Origin of the sequence: Cellulomonas sp. RIT-PI-Y (assembly GCF_025642745.1) — a bacterium.
GTDB lineage: Bacteria > Actinomycetota > Actinomycetes > Actinomycetales > Cellulomonadaceae > Cellulomonas.
On sequence record NZ_JANZKP010000064.1, the window covers coordinates 1 to 17,665 of the forward strand.

Here is a 17,665-nt window from a genome sequence, read left to right on the forward strand (position 1 = left end):
GTACCGGCCTTTCAGCGGCTGAGCAGTGCACCACCGTCGGTGGCGCGGCGTTCGATGGCGACGGTGGCCAGGTCCCGGTCCGAGGGTGCGTCGTAGCCGATCCGGGCCAGGGGCGCCACCGTTCGGCCAGGGTCGGACAGGCGCGCGGACTCGTAGACGTTCCAGGCATCCTCGGTGTACTGCTCGATGCTGCCGGCGCGGCTGTTCATGGACGTGGTGTCCGACACATCAGAAGAGGTCGATCGGTTCGCGTCCGTAGGGGCGGCTGGTCGGAGTGTGGAGCTGCATTTCTCGCCACGGGGACACCAAAGAAAACGTTTTCTTCTCGGAGTCCTCGACGTTCACGAGGATATCCGCATCTCCGATCTTACCGACAAGAGTTTGGGCGCTATCAGGATCTGGTTCCTGTGTGATGGTGAACCCGGCCCCTGTGAGCGCCTCGGCGTAGTCCGACTCGCTCGGTGAGTCTAATGTCATCATGATCCTGATCCCGTACGAGCGGCGGTCTATTGTTTTCGCGCCGCCGTATCGCCATTCGCCCCATGCTTCGGTGATGGTGCCGTCGAGTGATTCGGCGATGTCGGGCATGACGTCTCGTGCGACCTCCATCAGGTTCGCCTTGTCGGATTCGAGGTCGGCGATCGTGGCCGTTCCGGTGCAGGCAGCGAACAGGCCGAGGCCGCATGATCCGATTGCGACGACTGCGATGGCGAGGGTCAGCCAGGCTCGGCGGCGGCGGGTGGCGGGATTGAAGCGTTGTCTCATTGGTCTCTGGGCCTCGTCGGTTCTCGGTCGATCTCCGGGTCGACGGGTCCGGAGTACCAGGGGTCGTAGGTGTGCTCGGCGGTGAGCACGTCGGCGTCGTTCCCGGCGACGATGGCGCCGATGTTGTAGACGGATTCCGATTCGGGTGCGAAGTACTTCGTGTGGTCGTTGAAGCTCCAGCCGGTCGCGCGGTCGACGGCTTCGGCCCGGAACCGGGTGGCGCCGAACGAGTCCTCCGAGGGGTCTTTGCCGAGTCCGGCGCCGAGCAGGGTGCTCAGTCCGGTCCAGCCTTCGCTGCCGAAGCTGGCGACGGGGTCCTTGCTGTTGCGTCCCACCCAGACGTGTCCGGTGGGGAGTCCGAGTTGGGTGGCGTGGGTGATCCCGCCGCCGGCGCCGGGGCTGCCGACCAGGACGAGGTCCTCGATCGGGAGTCCGTCGTCGGCGGCGGCGTGGGCGACGGTGGTCGAGCCGTAGCTATGTCCGATGACGGTCAGGTGTGCCGGGGCGCCCTGGTCGGTGGAGCGCAGTCCGTCGACGAAGCTGCTGAGCAGTGCACCACCGTCGGTGGCGCGGCGTTCGGCGGCGACGGTGGCCAGGTCCCAGTCCGAGGGTGCGTCGTAGCCGATCCAGGCCAGGGACGCCACGGTTCGGTCGGGGTCGGACAGGCGCGCGGACTCGTAGACGTTCCAGGCGTCCTCGGTGTACTGCTCGATGCTGTCGGCGCGGCTGTTCATGCCGGGCACCAGGATCGAGACCTGGTCCGCGTGGTCCGGGTCGCCGAAGGCGATGCCGGCCTTCCCGTCCCCGTCGAACGCCCGCGGCTCGTAGAGGAAGAGCAGCGGCACCATCGACTCACCCGACCCCGGATCGGCGTGCAGCGCACCCCAGTCCAGCGCTTCCCGCACCGCTCGCATGTTCGCGAGGGCGTGGGCGTCGCCGGCCAGCATCTTCTCGTAGCGCTCGCGCCACTCCAGGGCGTCGAGGTCGGCCTCCAGCAGCAGCCGGTTCGCGTGGTCGCGGACCGCGATCGGGATGCCGTCGGTGTTGCCGAGCAGTTCGGGCCGGGCGGTCAGGACCGCGTACCGCTCGTCCTCGGTGAGCGAGGCCCACCAGGCGGTGATGTCCTCGATGGTGGCTGAACCGGTCGGGGAGCCCGGCGTGGTCAGCGCCTGCGTGACCAGGTCGACGGGGCGGCGCGCCGCGGGGGCGGACAGCTGCGTGGTGCTGAAGGCGCCGAGTGCGCTGAGCAGCGATTCGGTCGCGGTGGCCAGGTCGATGCCGAGCTGGCGCACGTCGTGGTCCAGTTCCTCGCGCTGGTGGACCAACCGCAGGGCGCGGTGGCGCAGGTCCTCGTAGCCGGAGGTGCTGGGGTCCTGGTGCGGTCCTGGTGCGTCGATCTCGCCGAGGAGCTGGCGACGGGTCCGGTGGTAGGCGGCGCGATCCTCGACGGCGTTGTCGCGGCGGATCCGGATCCGGATGACGTCCTCCCGGTGGTACGCGACGAGTTGGGCGGCTTCGCGCAGGGAGGTGGAGATCGCCCGGGCGTCGCCACCGACGCGGGTGATCTGTGCTCGGTAGGCGTCGGCGGCCTCCCCGTGCCAGAGCTCGGAGGAGGTGTCGGCGCGGGTGAACTCGTCCAGATCGCCCAGGTTGATCGCGCAGGCGAGCAGGTCCTCGGCCACGGTCTCGATCCAGGCCGGGTCGGCGCGCAGCTCGGCGATCGCCGGGTACTCCTCGGGGAGCAGGGCGTGCAGTCCGCTCATGCTCCGCCTGCCAGCCAGTCCTGGAACGCTGCGCGCGCGGTGTAGTCCCAGGACTCGTAGGACTCCGCGGCTGCGGAGAGCTGCGTGCGCACGACCCCGGCGTCGTCGGCGATGGCGCGGAGCGTGCGATGCCACTCCGCGGCCCACGCCTCGATCCGGGCCCGGCCGTCCGGGGCGAAGCCCTCGGTGGCGAGGTCGTCGATCCGGGACGCCGCGGTGGCGACCCGGGATCCCTGGTCGGCCCAGTCCGCGGCGCTGGCACGCAGGGCATCCACGCTGACCGTGAACCGCTCACTCATGGTCCGGGCCCCGCCCGGTCAGCAGGGAGCGGGCGGTCTCGGCGTCGGCCTGGACGGCGCGGCCCCGGACGGTGAGCAGGAGCACGTCGTCGAGCACCGCCAGGCGCAGACTGCGGCCGGAGTGTTCCGCGTGCAGCCTCGGTGTCTGTCCGGTGCGAGCCCGCCGCGGGGCCCAGCCGGCGATGGACAGGACGGAGCCGGCCCGGTCCAACGCGGGCTCGTGTGCGTTCAGGGCGTCCCGCGCGAGGCGATCGGTGATCACCGGCCGGACCGTGCCGGGCGCCTCGCCGCGGTCCCAGGTGGGCCGATGATCGACCACACCGTCCGGCGCGTGCGCGGTCAGCGCCCCGGTGATCCAGGTGGCGACACGTTCGGTCTCGGCCCGCTCCTCGCCCGGGGAGCCGCCGAGAAGAACGGCCGACGGCGCCGGTGCCCGCGTGGGTTCGGGCAGGACGACGATGTCCACATCCGGATGCGCCTCGCGCAGGGCGCGCAGCATCGGGGCGTGCGCCAACGGGTCGATCGGGGTCGGGTCCACCTGTCGGACGCTAGGGGCTCCGATGCTGCCGTGGCGCTGGTCAGGGCCACGTTGAGTGGCAGAACCCGCAGGTTGGGTGGTTCTGGGCGGCAGGGCTGAGTAGAGAAGTGGTGCGGGCCGCTCGTGAGTGAACGGCCCGCACCGTCACCTCACCAGATCGTGACGCGCTCCTCCGGCGCCAGGTACAGCCCGTCGCCCTCGTGCACGTCGAAGGCGGTGTAGAACTCGTCGATGTTCCGGACCACCGCGTTGCAGCGGATCTCGTCCGGGGAGTGCGGGTCGGTGGACAGCCGGCGGATGACCTCTTCGTCCCGGCCCTTGGCGCGCCACACCTGGGCCCAGCCGAGGAACACCCGCTGCACGCCGGTGAGGCCGTCCAGCACCGGGGCGTCGTCGAAGGAACCGCCCAGGGCGAGCCGGTAGGCCTTGAGCCCGATGGACAGACCGCCGAGGTCGCCGATGTTCTCGCCGATGGTCAGGGCGCCGTTCACGTGGTGCGACCCGTTCAGCTGGCGGGGGGAGAAGCCGTTGTACTGCTCGATCAGTGCGGTGGTGCGCTGCTCGAACTCGGCACGGTCCTGGTCGGTCCACCAGTCGTGCAGGCGGCCCTCGCCGTCGTACTTGGAGCCCTGGTCGTCGAACCCGTGGCCGATCTCGTGACCGATCACGGCGCCGATGCCGCCGTAGTTGACCGCGTCGTCCGCGTCGGCGTCGAAGAACGGCGGCTGGAGGATCGCGGCGGGGAACACGATCTCGTTCATGCCGGGGTTGTAGTAGGCGTTGACCGTCTGCGGGGTCATGAACCACTCGTCGCGGTCGATCGGGCGACCGATCTTGGCGAGCTCGTAGTCCTGCTCGAAGGCGGCGGCGCGGCGCACGTTGCCCAGCAGATCGGCCGGGTCGATCTCCAGTGCGGAGTAGTCCCGCCACGTCGCCGGGTAGCCGATCTTGGGGGTGAAGGCGTCCAGCTTGGCCAGCGCCCGGGTGCGGGTCTCCTGGCTCATCCACTCCAGGCCGGTGATCGACCCGCGGTAGGCCTCGACCAAGTTGGCGACCAGCTGCTCCATCCGCTGCTTGTGCGCGGCGGGGAAGTGCCGGTCGACGTAGACCCGGCCGACCGCCTCGCCGAGCACGCCCTGGACCAGGGACACGCCGCGCTTCCATCGGTCGCGCAGCTCCTGCGCCCCGGTCAGCGTCCGGCCGTAGAAGTCGAAGTTCGCCTCGACCAGGTCGCCGGACAGGTACGGCGCCCGGTCGCTGATCGTGTGGTACGCCAGCCAGGACTGCCAGGCGGACACCGGCTCGACGGTCCAGCGCGCTGCCAGGTCGGCCAGGTAGGACGGCTGGCGGACGATCAGCTGGTCGAACGCGCCCTCCGGCGCGTGCAGCGCACGGATCCAGCGCGGCCAGTCGAACCCGGCCGCGGCGTCGGAGAGCTCGGCCAGGGTGGTCGGGTTGTGGGTGAGGTCGGCGTCGCGGTCCTTGACCACGTCCCAGTGCCCGGCGGCCAGCCCGGTCTCCAGCGCCAGCACCGCACCGGCCTGGACGTCGGCGTCCTGCTCGTCGGTGGCCCAGCCGCCGAGCAGCAGCATCCGGGCGATGTGCGGGCGGTAGGCGGTCAGCACCTCGGCGTGCTGCTCCTCGCGGTAGTACGACTCGTCCGGCAGGCCGAGGCCGGACTGGGTCAGGTGCACGACGTACCGGGTCGGGTCGTCCGCGTCGGTGTCCACCCAGAAGCCGGCCGCCGCCACCGCCCCGGCGCGCTGCAGGGCGCCCAGCACGTCGATCAGGTCGTCGTGGTCGGTGGCGGAGCGGATCAGGTCCAGCTCGGGCGCCAGGGGAGCGGCGCCGGCCGCCTCGACCGCGTCGGTGTCCATGAAGGAGGCGTACAGGTCGGCGATCTGACCGGTCGAGGACTCGGTGATGATGTCCCGGACCTGCTCCTCGGCCTGGTCGTACAGGGTGCGGAACGAGCCGTCCATCGCCCGGTCCGCCGGGATGACGTGTGCGTCGGCCCACCGTCCGTTGACGTGGCGGTACAGGTCGTCCTGCGGTCGGGAGTCGGGATCCAGTGCGGTCAGCTCGATGCCGGAATGCGTCATGGGGTTCAGACTACGGTCGAGCGTCGCGGGCAGGCCCGGTGGTGGTGCAGGATGACATCCATGCGTATCCACGTCGCCGCCGACCATGCTGGATTCGAGCTCAAGGCCGCGCTCCTGGAGCACCTGCGTGCCGCCGGGCACGAGGTGACCGACCACGGGGCCGCCGAGTACGACGCGCAGGACGACTATCCGCCGGTGTGCTTCGCCGCCGGTGAGGCCGTCGTCGCGGACCCGGGCAGCCTGGGCGTGGTGATCGGCGGCTCCGGCAACGGCGAGCAGATCGCCGCGAACAAGGTGATCGGGGTGCGGGCGGCCCTGGCCTGGAACACCGACACCGCGCAGCTGGCCCGCCAGCACAACGACGCCAACGTGGTCGCGATCGGGGCCCGCCAGCACTCGGTGGACCAGGCGATCGAGCTGGTCGACGCCTTCGTGGCCGAGCCGTTCAGCGGCGACCCGCGCCACCAGCGCCGGATCGACCAGCTGGCCGGGTACGAGGCCACCCGCAGCTGACCGCGCCCGACCGCACCTGACGACGCCCCCGGAACCGCTCGGTCCCGGGGGCGTCGTCGGGTCAGAACCCCCAGGGCGTGTACGGCGCGGCGTGCCAGCCGAAGGCGGCGTCCGCGGCCGCCACCACGGTGGGGTCGGCGGCCTCGACCAGTCCGGCCCGGACCAGTGCCGCGAGCGACCGGCCGCCGAGGAGCAGGGCGCCGAGCTCCCGGACGTCCAGCACCAGCTGCGGGGCGTCGTCGCTGCGTGCCACGGTGGCCGTGCCGTCGGCGACCCGCAGGCGCCAGGACCCGGCGTTGGCGGGCAGCAGCTCGTCCCGGATCCCCAGCACCACGTCCAGACCGGCCGCGTAGCGCCGACCGGTCAGCGCGGCGGCCAGGTCGATCACCCGCACCCACACGTTGTCCACCAGCAGCGGCTTCACCGCGCGCCGGTCCACCAGCAGGTGCGGCAGCACGTCGTCCACGGCGAAGGCGGCGGTCACGGTGGTGACCAGGTCCAGGTCGAGCAGGAAGCTCCACAGCCGGTGGGCGGCCGCCGGGTCCAGGGCGCCGTGCGACCGGACGGCGGCGGTGTACACCGGGTTGTCGGCCTCGTCCCACTTCTCCTTGCGGGCGATCAGGGCGTAGCCGACCAGCGTGTCGTCGCGCCGGACGGTCACCGCGCGCAGCGGCTCGGCGCCCGCACGCCAGGCGGGTGGGTCGGCCAGCATGGCGCGGCGCAGACCCTCGGTGGCGCGGTCCACCCACCCCGGCCGGTCCGACCACACCGCGGCCTGCAGGTCGATCAGGAGCTCCTGGTGCTTCTCCCGGTCGACGGTCTCGAACCGGACCGTGAGGCCGGCCGATCCGGGGACGTCGCGCAGCCGGGCGCCGCGCGGCAGGGTCAGGCGCAGCGCGTCGGCGGCCGAGCCGTAACCGAAGCGGCCGTAGATCGCGGGCTCGGCGGCGAACAGCGCGGAGACCGCCTCGCCGCGCTCGGCCGACCGGGTCAGGTGGTCGCGGATCATGGCGGTCAGCAGACCGCGTCGACGGTGGTCCGGGCGCACCGCGACCCAGGTCAGTCCGGCACAGGGCACCGCTCCGCCGGGCAGCGACATCCGGAACGGGAAGGAGCCGTGCACCGCGGCCAGCGCCCCGTCCCGTTCGACGCCGCGGGTGCGGTCGAAGGGGATGGAGAACGTCAGGTGCCGCAGGACGTCCTCGTCCATGTGCTCGGCGAAGCCGAACTCGTCGACCTCGCGGAACTCGGCGACTCGCGCCTCGGGCACGGTGATCAGCTGGTACTCGTCGGGAAGCATGCGCCCATCCTGGCGGTGAACGCGCCGGTGCGCAGGCACTTTTCGCCACCGGTGTCCGGGTACCCTCGGCCCACGATGCCGCACGACTCCGCTCGGTCGCCGAGCGTCCTGGACCGGGCCCGCGGGCAGCTGCACCGCTGGGGCCTCGGCTCGCAACGCGCGTTGACCCTGGTCCTGGTCGCGATGACGGCGCTCGCGACCTTCGGTCTGGTCGTGGTGCCGCTCTGGGTGCCGCCGTCCGCCTACATCCTGATCGAGCTGCTGGGCGCGTTCCTGCTGCGCCTGCGGCCGATGATCGTGCTGTGCACGGCGATCGTCGGCCAGGTGCTGGCGATCGAGCTCCTGGACCTGTCCGCCTTCACCCCGGGGATCTGGCTGACCCAGCTCATCACCGTCGGCGCGCTGCTCTCCTTCGCCACGCACCGGGAGGGCCTCGGCCTGCAGGGCGCGCCCGGTGAGCTGATGCTGGTCGACCTGCGGGACCGGATCGCGGCGCACGGCCAGGTGCCCGCGTTGCCGGCCGGGTGGTCGGTGGACACCACGCTGCGACCGGCGCACGCGGAGGCCTTCTCCGGCGACTTCGTGGTGACCGCGAACCGGCCGGGTCTGCTGGAGCTCGCGCTGGTCGACGTCTCCGGCAAGGGCCAGGAGGCGGGGGTGCGCAGCCTGCAGCTGTCCGGGGCCTTGGCCGGGATGATCGGCTCGCTGCCCGCCCGCGACTTCCTGCCCGCCGCGAACGCCTATCTGCTGGAGCGGCACTGGCCGGAGGGATTCGCCACCGCCGTGCACCTGACCGTGCACCTGGAGACCGGGCTGTACACGGTCGCGCTGGCCGGTCATCTGCCGCCGGTCCACCTGCACGCGGGGTCCGGCAAGGTCGAGCGGCTGCCGCAGCTGCGCGGTCCGGCGCTCGGGGTGATCGAGGACCCGGACTACGTCACCGGAACCGGCCGACTGGGCCCGGGCGACAGCCTGGTGCTCTACACCGATGGCCTGGTGGAGACCCCGGGACGGGACCTCGACCTCGGCATCGACCGGTTGATGGGCGCCGTCGAGGCGCTGCTGACCACCCGGCGCGGCGGCGCGGACGACCTGCTGCGTGCCATCGCGGCGCCCGAGGGCGACGACCGGGCGCTGGTGCTGGTCCGGCGGGACGGCTGAGCCGTGGACGCCGACTACGCCGACGCGGTGCGTGAGCTGGTCCGCCGGATCCCGGTCGGGCGGGCGATGACCTACGGGCTGATCGCGGAGGTGATCGCGGACCGGATCGTCGCCGCCGGGGGGACGGCCCGCGGCGGTCCGCGTCAGGTGGGACGGATCATGGCGCTGGGCGACGGGGACTGGCCGTGGTGGCGGGTGGTGAACGCCGCCGGGGCCCCGCCGCCGCACCACGTCGCCGAGGCGCTGGACCGCTGGGACGACGAGGAGATGCCGTTGACCGCGGACCGGAGCCGGATCGCGCTGCGCCGGGCGGTGTGGTTCCCGGAGGAGTGACGCGAGCGGCCCGGCCGCCCCGGAGCGGGGCGACCGGGCCGTGACCGGTCGGGCTCAGTGCGCGACCGCGGGCTCCATCGCGACGACGCCGTCCGGGCTCGACCCGGCCTGCCGGGCCAGCCGGTCGCCACGTCGCCGGAAGAGGATGCCGGCCAGGATCGCGCCGCCGAGGAAGATCCCCGCCGACCACGCGTAGGCGGTGTCGAAGGAGTGCAGCGCGGCCTCGGCCGCGACCTGCGGCGTGGCCGGCGCGTGGTCCGCCAGGTAGGAGGCCGCGGCGGTGGCCGCCAGGGTGTTGAGCAGGGCGGTGCCGATCGCGCCGCCGACCTGCTGGCTGGTGGACACCAGGGCGGAGGCCGCACCGGCCAGCCGCTGCTCCACCCCGAGAGTGGCCAGCTGGAAGGACGCGGGCATGATCGACGCCATCCCGATCCCCATCAGGATCAGGCCCGGCAGCACGTGCAGGTAGCTGCTGTCGGTCTCCAGCAGGGTGAAGGAGACCATGGCCAGCGCGGCCAGGGTCATCCCGATCGGCACCAGCACCTTCGGGCCGATCCGGGGGATCAGCAGGTTGGACTGGATCTGGGCGGTGACGATGATCGACACCACCATCGGCAGGAACGCCACTCCGGTGCGCATCGGCGTGAAGCCCAGCGTGCTCTGCAGGTAGTAGGTCAGGAACAGGAAGACACCGAACATCCCGGATCCCGCGACCAGGATCGAGACGAAGGACGCGCCGCGGTCCCGGTCCAGGATCACGCCGAGCGGCAGGACGGCGTGCGGGGCGGTGCGCTGGCGAAGCACGAACCCGACCAGCAGCACCACGCTCGCGGCCAGCGGGCCCCAGGTGGCGACGGAGTCCCAGCCCTGTGGTTCGGCCTGGGAGAAGCCGAGGACCAGGGCGAACAGGCCGAGCGAGCCGAGCAGGACGCCGGGCAGGTCGAGCCGGTGCTCGGCGGAGCCCCCGGTGCGGGGCAGCAGGATCAGGCCGGCGACCAGCGCGACGGCGGCGATCACCACGTTGACGTAGAGGTTCCAGCGCCAGTCGAAGTTCTCGGTCAGGTAGCCGCCGAGCAGCAGGCCGATCGCGCCGCCCATCCCGGCGATCGCGCCGAAGATGCCGAAGGCCCGACCGCGCTCGGCGGGCACGGTGAAGGTGGTGGTCAGCACGGACAGCGCGGCGGGGGCGAGCACCGCGCCGAAGACGCCCTGCAGGGCGCGGGCGGCGACCAGCAGCTCGAAGTTCCCGGCCGCGCCGCCGAGGGCGGAGGCGACCGCGAAGCCGACCAGGCCGATCAGGAACATCCGGCGCCGCCCGAACATGTCGGACAGCCGGCCGCCGAGCAGCAGCAGGCTGCCGAAGGCCAGGGCGTAGGCGGTGACGATCCACTGCCGGTCGTTGTCGGAGAAGCCGAGCTCGGCCTGGGCCGAGGGCATCGCGATGTTCACGATGGTCGCGTCGAGGACGACCATCAGCTGGGCGAGGGCCACAGTGGCCAGCACGAACCAGCGGCTGCGGGTGGGGGCAGCGGTGGGTGAGGACATGGGTGTCTCCGGGGGACGTCGTGGTCGGTGCGGAGACTGTAAACCGAAACTCGTCAGTTCCGAAACTCATGAGTCTCGATTTGGTCGGACGTCCGTCCGGTGGCACGATGGCGCGCGACGAGAGGAGTGCCGGATGTCGCCGAGCGAGGATGCCGCGATGCCCGACGCCACGTGCCGCCCCGGTCGCCGACGCGATCACGGCAAGGACGAGGCGATCCTGCAGGCCACCCGCGAGCTGCTCGCCGAGCGGGGCTACGCGGCGATGACCATGGACCTGGTCGCCGAGCGCGCCGGGGTGGGCAAGGCCACCGTCTACCGCCGCTGGTCCTCCAAGGTGCGGCTGACGGTCGACAGTCTGCTCTGCGCGAAGCAGCTCAACGCCGACGAGGTCCCGGACACCGGGTCGCTGCGCGAGGACCTGCTCACGGTCGCGTCCATGGCCACCCGGATGAAGAACGACGAGCTGATGTCCGGTCTGATCGTCGCCGTGAAGCAGGAGCCCGAGGTCGCCGGGGTGTTCCACGAGCAGTTCGTCGCGGGCCGGGTCCGGCTGATGCGCTCGCTGCTGGAACGCGCCCGCGAGCGCGGCGACGTGCACCCCGAGGCCGACCTGGACATGATCTCCGCGGTCGCCCCGGCGATGATCCACTACCGCAAGCTGGTCGCCCACCTGCCGATGGACACCGAGTTCCTGGAGCGCATGATCGACTCGGTGGTGCTGCCGCTGGTGGCGAACCCGGCGCATGCCGTGCCCGAGCCCGCCACCGTCGCGGCCGGTTAGCCCAGCGCGCGCCTGGAGCTGATCACGCCGGTGTCGAAGCCGGCCAGGTGCAGCCCGCCGTGGAACCGGGCGTGCTCGATCTTGACGCAGCGGTCCATCACCACAGTGAGCCCCTCGGCCTCGCCCCGGGCGGCGACCTCCTCGTGCCAGGACCCGAGCTGGAGCCACAGCGCCTTCGCGCCGACCGCCAGGGTCTCGTCCAGCACACCGGGCAGGTCGTCGTGCCGGCGGAACACGTCGACCAGGTCCGGCACCTCCGGCAGGTCGGCCAGGGACGGGTAGACCGGCTGGCCCAGGATCTCGGTCTCGCGCGGGTTGACCAGGAAGAGCCGGTACGGCGAGCCGGACAGCAGGTACGTGGTCACGAAGTAGCTGGCCCGGGCCGGGTTGTTCGACGCCCCGACGATCGCGATCGACCTGGTGCGGCGGAGCAGGGCCAGGCGCTCCTGCGCTGAGGGTCCCTGCCAGGTGCGGGCGTTGGACTGGGGCGAGCTCACTCGGTCTCCTCGGCGATCGCGGCGGTCAGGGCCTGGTCCAGATCCCAGAGGATGTCCTCCGGGTCCTCGATGCCCACGCTGATCCGGACCAGGTCGTCCGGCACCCCGGCCGCGGCCAGCTGCTCGGCGGACAGCTGCTGATGCGTGGTCGACGCCGGGTGGATCACCAGGGTGCGCGCGTCGCCGACGTTGGCCAGATGGCTGGCCAGCTGCAGATGCTCGATGAACCGGCGGCCGACCTCCCGCCCGTCCCGTCCGCCGCCCGGGGCCAGCCGGAACGCGAACACCGACCCGGGGCCCTGCGGCAGGTAGTGCCGGGCCCGCTCGTGGTGCGGGTGGCTGGGCAGCCCGGCCCAGTTGACCTGTCCGACCCGGGGATCGGCCTCCAGCCACTCGGCGACGGTGCGGGCATTGGCCAGGTGCGCGTCCAGGCGCTGGGGGAGGGTCTCCACGCCCTGCAACAACTGGAAGGCCGACTGGGCGGACAGCGACGGCCCGATGTCCCGCAGCTGCTCGGAGCGCAGCTTGGTCAGGAAGCCGTACTCGCCGAAGTTCTCCCACCATTTCACGCCGTTGTAGCTCGGCACCGGCTCGGTCATCTGGGGGAACTTGCCGTTGCCCCAGTCGAACCGCCCGGACTCGACGACCACGCCTCCGAGGGTGGTGCCGTGCCCGCCGAGGAACTTGGTCACCGAGTGGATCACGATGTCCGCACCGTGCTCGATCGGCCGGATCAGGTACGGGGTGGTCAGGGTGGAGTCGACCACCAGCGGGATGCCGGCGGCGTGGGCGACCTCGGCGAGCCCGGCCAGATCGGCGATCTCCCCGGACGGGTTCGCGACGATCTCGGTGTAGAGCACCTTGGTCTCCGGGCGGATCGCCGCCGCGAAGTCCGCCGGATCGGTGCCGGGCACGAAGGTGGTGTCCACGCCGAACCGGCGCAGGGTCACGTCCAGCTGGGTGACCGTGCCGCCGTACAGCTGGGAGCTGGCGACCACGTGGTCCCCGGCGCCGACCAGCGCGGCGAAGGTGATGAACTCCGCGGCCATCCCCGAGGCGGTGGCCACCGCGCCGATCCCGCCCTCCAGCGAGGCGATCCGCTCCTCCAGCGCCGCCACCGTCGGGTTGCCGAGCCGGGAGTAGATGTTCCCGTACTTCTGCAGCGCGAACAGGTTCGCGGCGTCGGTGGTGTCGTTGAACACGAAGGAGGTGGTCTGGTAGATCGGGACCGCGCGGGCGCCGGTGGCCGCGTCCGGCACCCCGCCGGCGTGCAGGGCCCGGGTGCGGAAGCCGAACTGGTGGTCGCTCATGCGGGGAAGTCTCCAACTCGGGTGCGGTGGGCGTCGAGCAGGTCGGCGACCTGTCTCACCGCCCAGGGGTTCTGCAACGACGTGCGGTCGCCCAGCGGCCTGCCGTCGTGCAGGTCGGCGAGCAGACGGCGCAGGATCTTGCCGGACCGGGTCTTGGGCACCTCGGGCACCAGGAACAGGTGACGCGGCTTGGCGACCGGGCCGATCTGCTGGGCGACATGGGTGCGCAGCTGCTCGCGGAGCTCGGCGGTGGCGCGCTGCCAGGCGGCCAGGTCCTCCGGCGCGCCGGGCGCCACGGACGGCACCACGAACGCGGCCACCGCCTGCCCGGTCACCGGGTCGTCGACCCCGGCGACCCCGGCCTCACCCACCGCGGGGTGGGCGACCAGCGCGGACTCGATCTCGATGGTGGACAGCCGGTGCCCGGAGACGTTCACCACGTCGTCCACCCGGCCGAGCAGCCAGATGTCGCCGTCCGCGTCCCAGGACGCCCCGTCACCGGCCAGGAAGTACCCCTGGTCGGCGAAGGTGCGCCAGTACGCGTCGCGGTACCGCTCCGGATCGCCCCACACCGTGCGGGCCATGCCGGGGAACGGCCGGTCGATCACCAGGTAGCCGCCGGAGCCTCGTGGCACCTCGGCCCCCTCGGCGTCGACCACCTTGGCGGACAGGCCGGGCAGCGGACGGGTGGCGGACCCGGGCTTGAGGGTCGAGGAGCCGGGCAGCGGGGCGATCACCGCGGCGCCGGTCTCGGACTGCCACCAGGTGTCCACCACCGGGGCGGACCCGGCGCCGAACTGCTCCCGGAACCAGACCCAGGCCTCGGGGTTGATCGCCTCGCCGACGGTGCCGAGCAGGCGGATGCTGGACAGGTCGTGACCGGTGGGCAGCCCGGCCGGGAACCAGGTCATGAAGGTCCGGATCAGGGTCGGCGCGGTGTAGTAGGTGGTCACGCCGTACCGCTCGATCACCTCCAGGTGGCGCTCGCGGTGCGGGGTGTCCGGGGTGCCCTCGTAGATCACCTGGGTCAGGCCGTTGGTCAGCGGGCCGTAGATCTCGTAGGTGTGCGCGGTGACCCAGGCCAGGTCCGCGGTGCACCAGTGCACGTCGTCGTCACGGGCGTCGAAGACCGCCCAGTGCGTCCAGGACGCCTGGGTCAGGTAGCCGCCCGTGGTGTGCACCAGCCCCTTCGGCTTGCCGGTGGTACCGGAGGTGTAGATCACGAACAGCGGGTGCTCGGCGTCGAAGGACCCGGCGTGGTGGACGGGGTCCGCGGGGTCCACCACGTCGTGCCACCACACGTCCCGTCCCGGGGTCCAGGCCACGTCCTGCCCGGTGCGCCGGACCACCAGCACGTGCTCGACGTGGTCCAGGCCGTCCACCGCGGCATCGGCGGCCGACTTCACCTCGACCGCGCTGCCCCGGCGGAACTGCCCGTCGCTGGTCACCAGCAGCTTGGCCCCGGTGTCCTGCACCCGGAACCGCACCGCGTCCGCGCTGAACCCGCCGAACACCAGCGAGTGCACCGCGCCGATCCGGGCGATCGCCAGGGTGACGATGATCGTCTCGGCGATCACCGGCAGGTAGACCACCACCCGGTCGCCCGGACCGATGCCCAGGGCGGTGAGCGCGTTCGCGGCCTTCGACACCTCGTCCCGCAGCTCGCGGTAGGTGTAGGACCGCCGGTCGCCGTTCTCGCCCTCGGCGTGGATCGCGACCTTCTCGCCCCGGCCGGCGTCCACGTGCCGGTCGACGCAGTTCACCGCCGCGTTCAGCCGCCCGCCGGCGAACCACTCCGCCACCGGGACGCTGAGCTCGTCGCCGTCCCGGACCGGGGGCTGCCAGGTGTGCGCGGTGTGCCACGGGGTGTCCCAGGTCAGCCGCCGGGCGGCCTGCTCCCAGAACGCCACCGGGTCGGCCTCGCCCGCCGCCAGCAGCGCCGCATGCTCCTCCGGCCCGATCTGCCAGTCGCCGCCGGGGGCCGGGAACCGCCGCTGCTCGCCGTTCAGCGTGTCGAACGTGGTCATCCCCACCTCTTCTGGAGCAGGCGCTCGGCCAGCCCGATCAGTCCGTCGGTCACCTTGCCGAGCAGCGCCAGCAGCAGGATGGCCAGCAGGATCCGGTCCACCCGGCCGTTGTTGCCGGAGTCGATCAGCAGGAAGCCCAGCCCCATCGACGAGGCGAGCAGCTCCGCCGCGACCAGGAACAGCCAGGACTGCGCCATCGCCAGCCGCAGCCCGGCGACCACCGCCGGCACCGTGGCGGGCAGCTGGACACCGGTCAGCAGGCGCGCGCCGCGCAGCCCGTACGCCCGTCCGGCCTCGACCAGCAGCGGGTCGACGTGCCGCAGCGCGGCGACCACCGTGGTGTACACCGGGAAGAACGCCCCGATCGCGATCAGGACGATCTTGGGCTCCTCGCCGATCCCCATCCAGAGCAGCAGCAGGGGCACCCAGGCCAGTGACGGGACCGCCCGCAGCGCACCCAGGATCGGCTGCAGCAGCGCGGCGACCAGCCGGGACAGCCCGACCAGCGAGCCGAGCACCAGGCCCAGGGTCGCGCCGACCGCGAAGCCGATCAGCACCCGCTGGGTGGAGATCACCACGTACTGCCCGAGCAGCCCGCGCTGGGCCAGGTCCACCGCCGCGGTCCACACCGAGGCCGGGGCGGGCAGCTGGTACGACCGGACCAGGCCGGCGCTGGTGATCAGCTGCCACACGACCAGCAGCAGCACCGGGAGCACGGCGCCGAGCGCGATCCGCACGCTGCGTCGCCCGAGCGGGCCGCGGCGCAGCCGGTCGGGAAGGGCCGGGCGGAACGGGTTGCGCGCGGCCGGCCCGGTCTGCCGCTGCGCCTCGACCGCCGCGCTCTCGGCGCCGATGCTGATCGTGGAGTCCATCAGTCCGCGATCGTGCTCGGGTCGGCGGCCTCGGCGTAGGTCGGCTCGAACAGCTCGTCCAGCGCGGTGTCCACGTCGGCCTGGGTCTGGACGTCGCCGGACTCGACGAAGATCGGCCCGACCACCTCGAGCACCTCGCGCTGCGCGTCGCCCGGCACCGGGTCGATGTCCAGGTTGGTGCGCTCGGTGATCACGGTCTCGGCCACCGCCGGGTCGATGCCCGCCACGTCGGCCAGGATCGACACGACCTGGTCCGGGTTCTCCTGCGCCCAGGCCCGCGCCTTCTCGTAGGCGTCCACCACGACCTGCGCCAGATCGGGACTGGCGTCCAGGAAGTCCTGGGTGGCGTTCAGGAAGCCGTAGGTGTTGAAGTCGATGTTCCGGTAGAGCAGCGTCGAGCCGGCCTCCGCCTCGGAGGCGGCCATCAGCGGGTCCAGCCCGGACCAGGCGTCCACCGACCCGTTCTCCAGCGCCGCCTTGCCGTCGGCGTGCTGGAGGTTCTGGACCTCGACGGCGGCCGGGTCCACACCCGCCTGGTCCAGGGCCTGCAGCAGGAAGAAGTACGGGTCGGTGCCCTTGGTGGCCGCGACCGACTTGCCCGCCAGATCCTCGACGCTGGTGATGTCCGACCCGGCCGGGACCACCAGGGCGGCCCACTCCGGCTGGGAGTAGATGTCGATGGTGCGGATCGGCGACCCGTTGGACCGGGCCAGCAGCGCGGCGGATCCCGCGGTGGAGCCGACGTCGATCGCCCCGGCGCGCAGCGCCTCGTTCGCCTTGTTCGACCCGGCGGACTGCACCCACTCCACGTCCACGTCGTCGCCGAGGGTGTCCTCGATCCAGCCCTGGTCCTTGATCACCAGGCTGAGCGGGTTGTAGGTGGCGAAGTCCAGCGTCAGCGTGCTCGCGCTCCACCCGGTGCCGGAGGTCGCGGCGTCGTCGGCGGCCGGCTCGGCGCCGGAGCCCTCACCCGACACGCAGCCCGCGACGGCCAGGGTGGCGGCGAGGGAGGTGGCGGCCAGGGCCAGTCGGAAGGAACGGGCGGTCATGAGGGGTCTCCGGTCTGTGTGTGTGGGGGGCAGGGGTCAGATCGAGTGGTGCAGATCGGGGTCGTGGTGGTGGCTGGGGACGCCGAGGCCCTCCAGCAGGTCGGCACGCAGCTCGGCCAGCCGGTGGTCGGCGCGGTCCCGGGGGCGGGCGCCCGGCACGGTGATCACCCGGCGGACCGAGCCGGACTCCGGGGTCGGCGTGCCCAGCAGCACCACCCGGTCGGCCAGGTACAGCGCCTCGTCCACGTCGTGGGTGACCAGCAGGACGGTCACCGGGTTCTGGGCGTGCACCGCGAGCAGCAGGTCCTGCATCCGCAACCGGGTCAGGGCGTCCAGGGCGCCGAACGGCTCGTCCAGCAGCAGCACACCGGGCCGGCGGGCCAGCGCCCGGGCCAGGGACGCCCGCTGGGCCATCCCGCCGGACACCTGGCGCGGTCGCAGTTGGGCGGAGGCGCTCAGCTCGACCAGGTCGAGCAGTCGGGCGACCTGCTGCGCGCCGGCGGTCCGGTCGGTGCCGCGCGGCAGACCGAGCGCGACGTTCCGCTCCAGCGTCCGCCAGGGCAGCAGCCGCGGCTCCTGGAACGCGACCGCGGTCCGGGAGTCGAGGCCGCGCACCGGCGTACCGGCCAGCGTGATCGTGCCGCCGTCCGGGGTGTCCAGCCCGGCGACCTGCCGCAGCAGCGTCGACTTCCCGCAGCCCGAGGCGCCGATCACCGCCACGATCTCTCCGGCGGCGATGTCCAGGTCGACCCGGTCGAGCACGGTGCGCGGGCCGGTGGGCCCGTCGAAGGCGCGGCGCACCTCGCGCAG

18 protein-coding genes are annotated in these 17,665 nt (G+C 72.5%); 4 read left to right on the forward strand and 14 right to left on the reverse strand.

What is annotated here, in order from left to right; all coding sequences use genetic code 11:
* Positions 1-11: 11 nt before the first annotated feature.
* The 6 genes from OGL89_RS15185 to OGL89_RS15210 form a co-directional block, all read right to left on the reverse strand.
* Positions 12-209: a hypothetical protein gene (locus OGL89_RS15185; protein WP_263121003.1), complete on the reverse strand. Its 198-nt coding sequence runs from the start codon at positions 207-209 to the stop codon at positions 12-14.
* Between the two features lie 19 nt (positions 210-228).
* Positions 229-765, reverse strand: a complete 537-nt coding sequence (locus OGL89_RS15190) for a hypothetical protein (RefSeq protein WP_263121004.1) — start codon at positions 763-765, stop codon at positions 229-231.
* On the reverse strand, positions 762-2,528 hold the full coding sequence (locus OGL89_RS15195; protein ID WP_263121005.1) for an alpha/beta hydrolase family protein: 1,767 nt from the start codon (positions 2,526-2,528) through the stop codon (positions 762-764). Before OGL89_RS15195 ends, OGL89_RS15190 begins: the two co-directional genes overlap by 4 nt.
* Positions 2,525-2,827, reverse strand: coding sequence for a hypothetical protein (locus OGL89_RS15200; protein WP_263121006.1), 303 nt, complete (start codon positions 2,825-2,827; stop codon positions 2,525-2,527). Before OGL89_RS15200 ends, OGL89_RS15195 begins: the two co-directional genes overlap by 4 nt.
* Positions 2,820-3,365: a hypothetical protein gene (locus tag OGL89_RS15205; protein ID WP_263121007.1), complete on the reverse strand. Its 546-nt coding sequence runs from the start codon at positions 3,363-3,365 to the stop codon at positions 2,820-2,822. Before OGL89_RS15205 ends, OGL89_RS15200 begins: the two co-directional genes overlap by 8 nt.
* A gap of 149 nt (positions 3,366-3,514) precedes the next feature.
* The gene (locus OGL89_RS15210) at positions 3,515-5,467 is read right to left on the reverse strand and encodes a M13 family metallopeptidase (protein WP_263121008.1); all 1,953 of its coding nucleotides are present in this window, start codon (positions 5,465-5,467) and stop codon (positions 3,515-3,517) included.
* A gap of 60 nt (positions 5,468-5,527) precedes the next feature.
* Here OGL89_RS15210 and OGL89_RS15215 point away from each other — a divergent pair, with 60 nt between their 5' ends.
* Positions 5,528-5,980, forward strand: a complete 453-nt coding sequence (locus tag OGL89_RS15215) for a ribose-5-phosphate isomerase (protein WP_263121009.1) — start codon at positions 5,528-5,530, stop codon at positions 5,978-5,980.
* Between the two features lie 61 nt (positions 5,981-6,041).
* Here OGL89_RS15215 and OGL89_RS15220 read toward each other — a convergent pair whose 3' ends face one another.
* Positions 6,042-7,280 (reverse strand): GNAT family N-acetyltransferase, encoded by a 1,239-nt coding sequence (locus tag OGL89_RS15220; RefSeq protein ID WP_263121010.1) that lies wholly within the window; start codon positions 7,278-7,280, stop codon positions 6,042-6,044.
* Between the two features lie 75 nt (positions 7,281-7,355).
* On the opposite strand from OGL89_RS15220, the gene OGL89_RS15225 reads away from it, so the two are divergent.
* Together OGL89_RS15225 and OGL89_RS15230 are read left to right on the forward strand one after the other, a co-directional pair.
* A complete protein-coding gene (locus OGL89_RS15225) occupies positions 7,356-8,441 on the forward strand; it encodes a PP2C family protein-serine/threonine phosphatase (protein WP_263121011.1) in 1,086 nt (361 codons plus the stop codon).
* A gap of 3 nt (positions 8,442-8,444) precedes the next feature.
* Positions 8,445-8,774 carry an MGMT family protein gene (locus tag OGL89_RS15230; RefSeq protein WP_263121012.1) on the forward strand — a complete coding sequence of 110 codons (330 nt, stop codon included), beginning with the start codon at positions 8,445-8,447 and terminating at the stop codon, positions 8,772-8,774.
* A gap of 54 nt (positions 8,775-8,828) precedes the next feature.
* On the opposite strand, the gene OGL89_RS15235 is transcribed toward OGL89_RS15230, so the two are convergent.
* Positions 8,829-10,319, reverse strand: a complete 1,491-nt coding sequence (locus OGL89_RS15235) for an MFS transporter (RefSeq protein ID WP_263121013.1) — start codon at positions 10,317-10,319, stop codon at positions 8,829-8,831.
* A 157-nt stretch (positions 10,320-10,476) separates the two neighbouring features.
* On the opposite strand from OGL89_RS15235, the gene OGL89_RS15240 reads away from it, so the two are divergent.
* The gene (locus OGL89_RS15240; protein ID WP_263121014.1) at positions 10,477-11,100 is read left to right on the forward strand and encodes a TetR/AcrR family transcriptional regulator; all 624 of its coding nucleotides are present in this window, start codon (positions 10,477-10,479) and stop codon (positions 11,098-11,100) included.
* Here the strand turns inward: OGL89_RS15240 and OGL89_RS15245 are convergent.
* From OGL89_RS15245 to OGL89_RS15270, 6 genes are all read right to left on the reverse strand, one after another.
* A complete protein-coding gene (locus OGL89_RS15245) occupies positions 11,097-11,597 on the reverse strand; it encodes a CoA-binding protein (protein WP_263121015.1) in 501 nt (166 codons plus the stop codon). The two genes, OGL89_RS15240 and OGL89_RS15245, sit on opposite strands and share 4 nt — an antisense overlap.
* The gene (locus OGL89_RS15250; protein WP_263121016.1) at positions 11,594-12,907 is read right to left on the reverse strand and encodes an O-acetylhomoserine aminocarboxypropyltransferase/cysteine synthase family protein; all 1,314 of its coding nucleotides are present in this window, start codon (positions 12,905-12,907) and stop codon (positions 11,594-11,596) included. The genes OGL89_RS15245 and OGL89_RS15250 overlap by 4 nt, the downstream gene beginning before the upstream one ends.
* Complete coding sequence (gene acs, locus OGL89_RS15255; RefSeq protein ID WP_263121017.1) at positions 12,904-14,934, reverse strand: acetate--CoA ligase; 2,031 nt, start codon at positions 14,932-14,934, stop codon at positions 12,904-12,906. The genes OGL89_RS15250 and acs overlap by 4 nt, the downstream gene beginning before the upstream one ends.
* On the reverse strand, positions 14,931-15,806 hold the full coding sequence (locus OGL89_RS15260; RefSeq protein ID WP_263121018.1) for an ABC transporter permease: 876 nt from the start codon (positions 15,804-15,806) through the stop codon (positions 14,931-14,933). The genes acs and OGL89_RS15260 overlap by 4 nt, the downstream gene beginning before the upstream one ends.
* Positions 15,806-16,855: an aliphatic sulfonate ABC transporter substrate-binding protein gene (locus OGL89_RS15265; RefSeq protein WP_263121019.1), complete on the reverse strand. Its 1,050-nt coding sequence runs from the start codon at positions 16,853-16,855 to the stop codon at positions 15,806-15,808. The genes OGL89_RS15260 and OGL89_RS15265 overlap by 1 nt, the downstream gene beginning before the upstream one ends.
* A 36-nt stretch (positions 16,856-16,891) precedes the next feature.
* Positions 16,892-17,665, reverse strand: a 774-nt coding sequence (locus tag OGL89_RS15270) for an ABC transporter ATP-binding protein (protein WP_346770723.1), incomplete at its 5' end; no start/stop codon positions are given.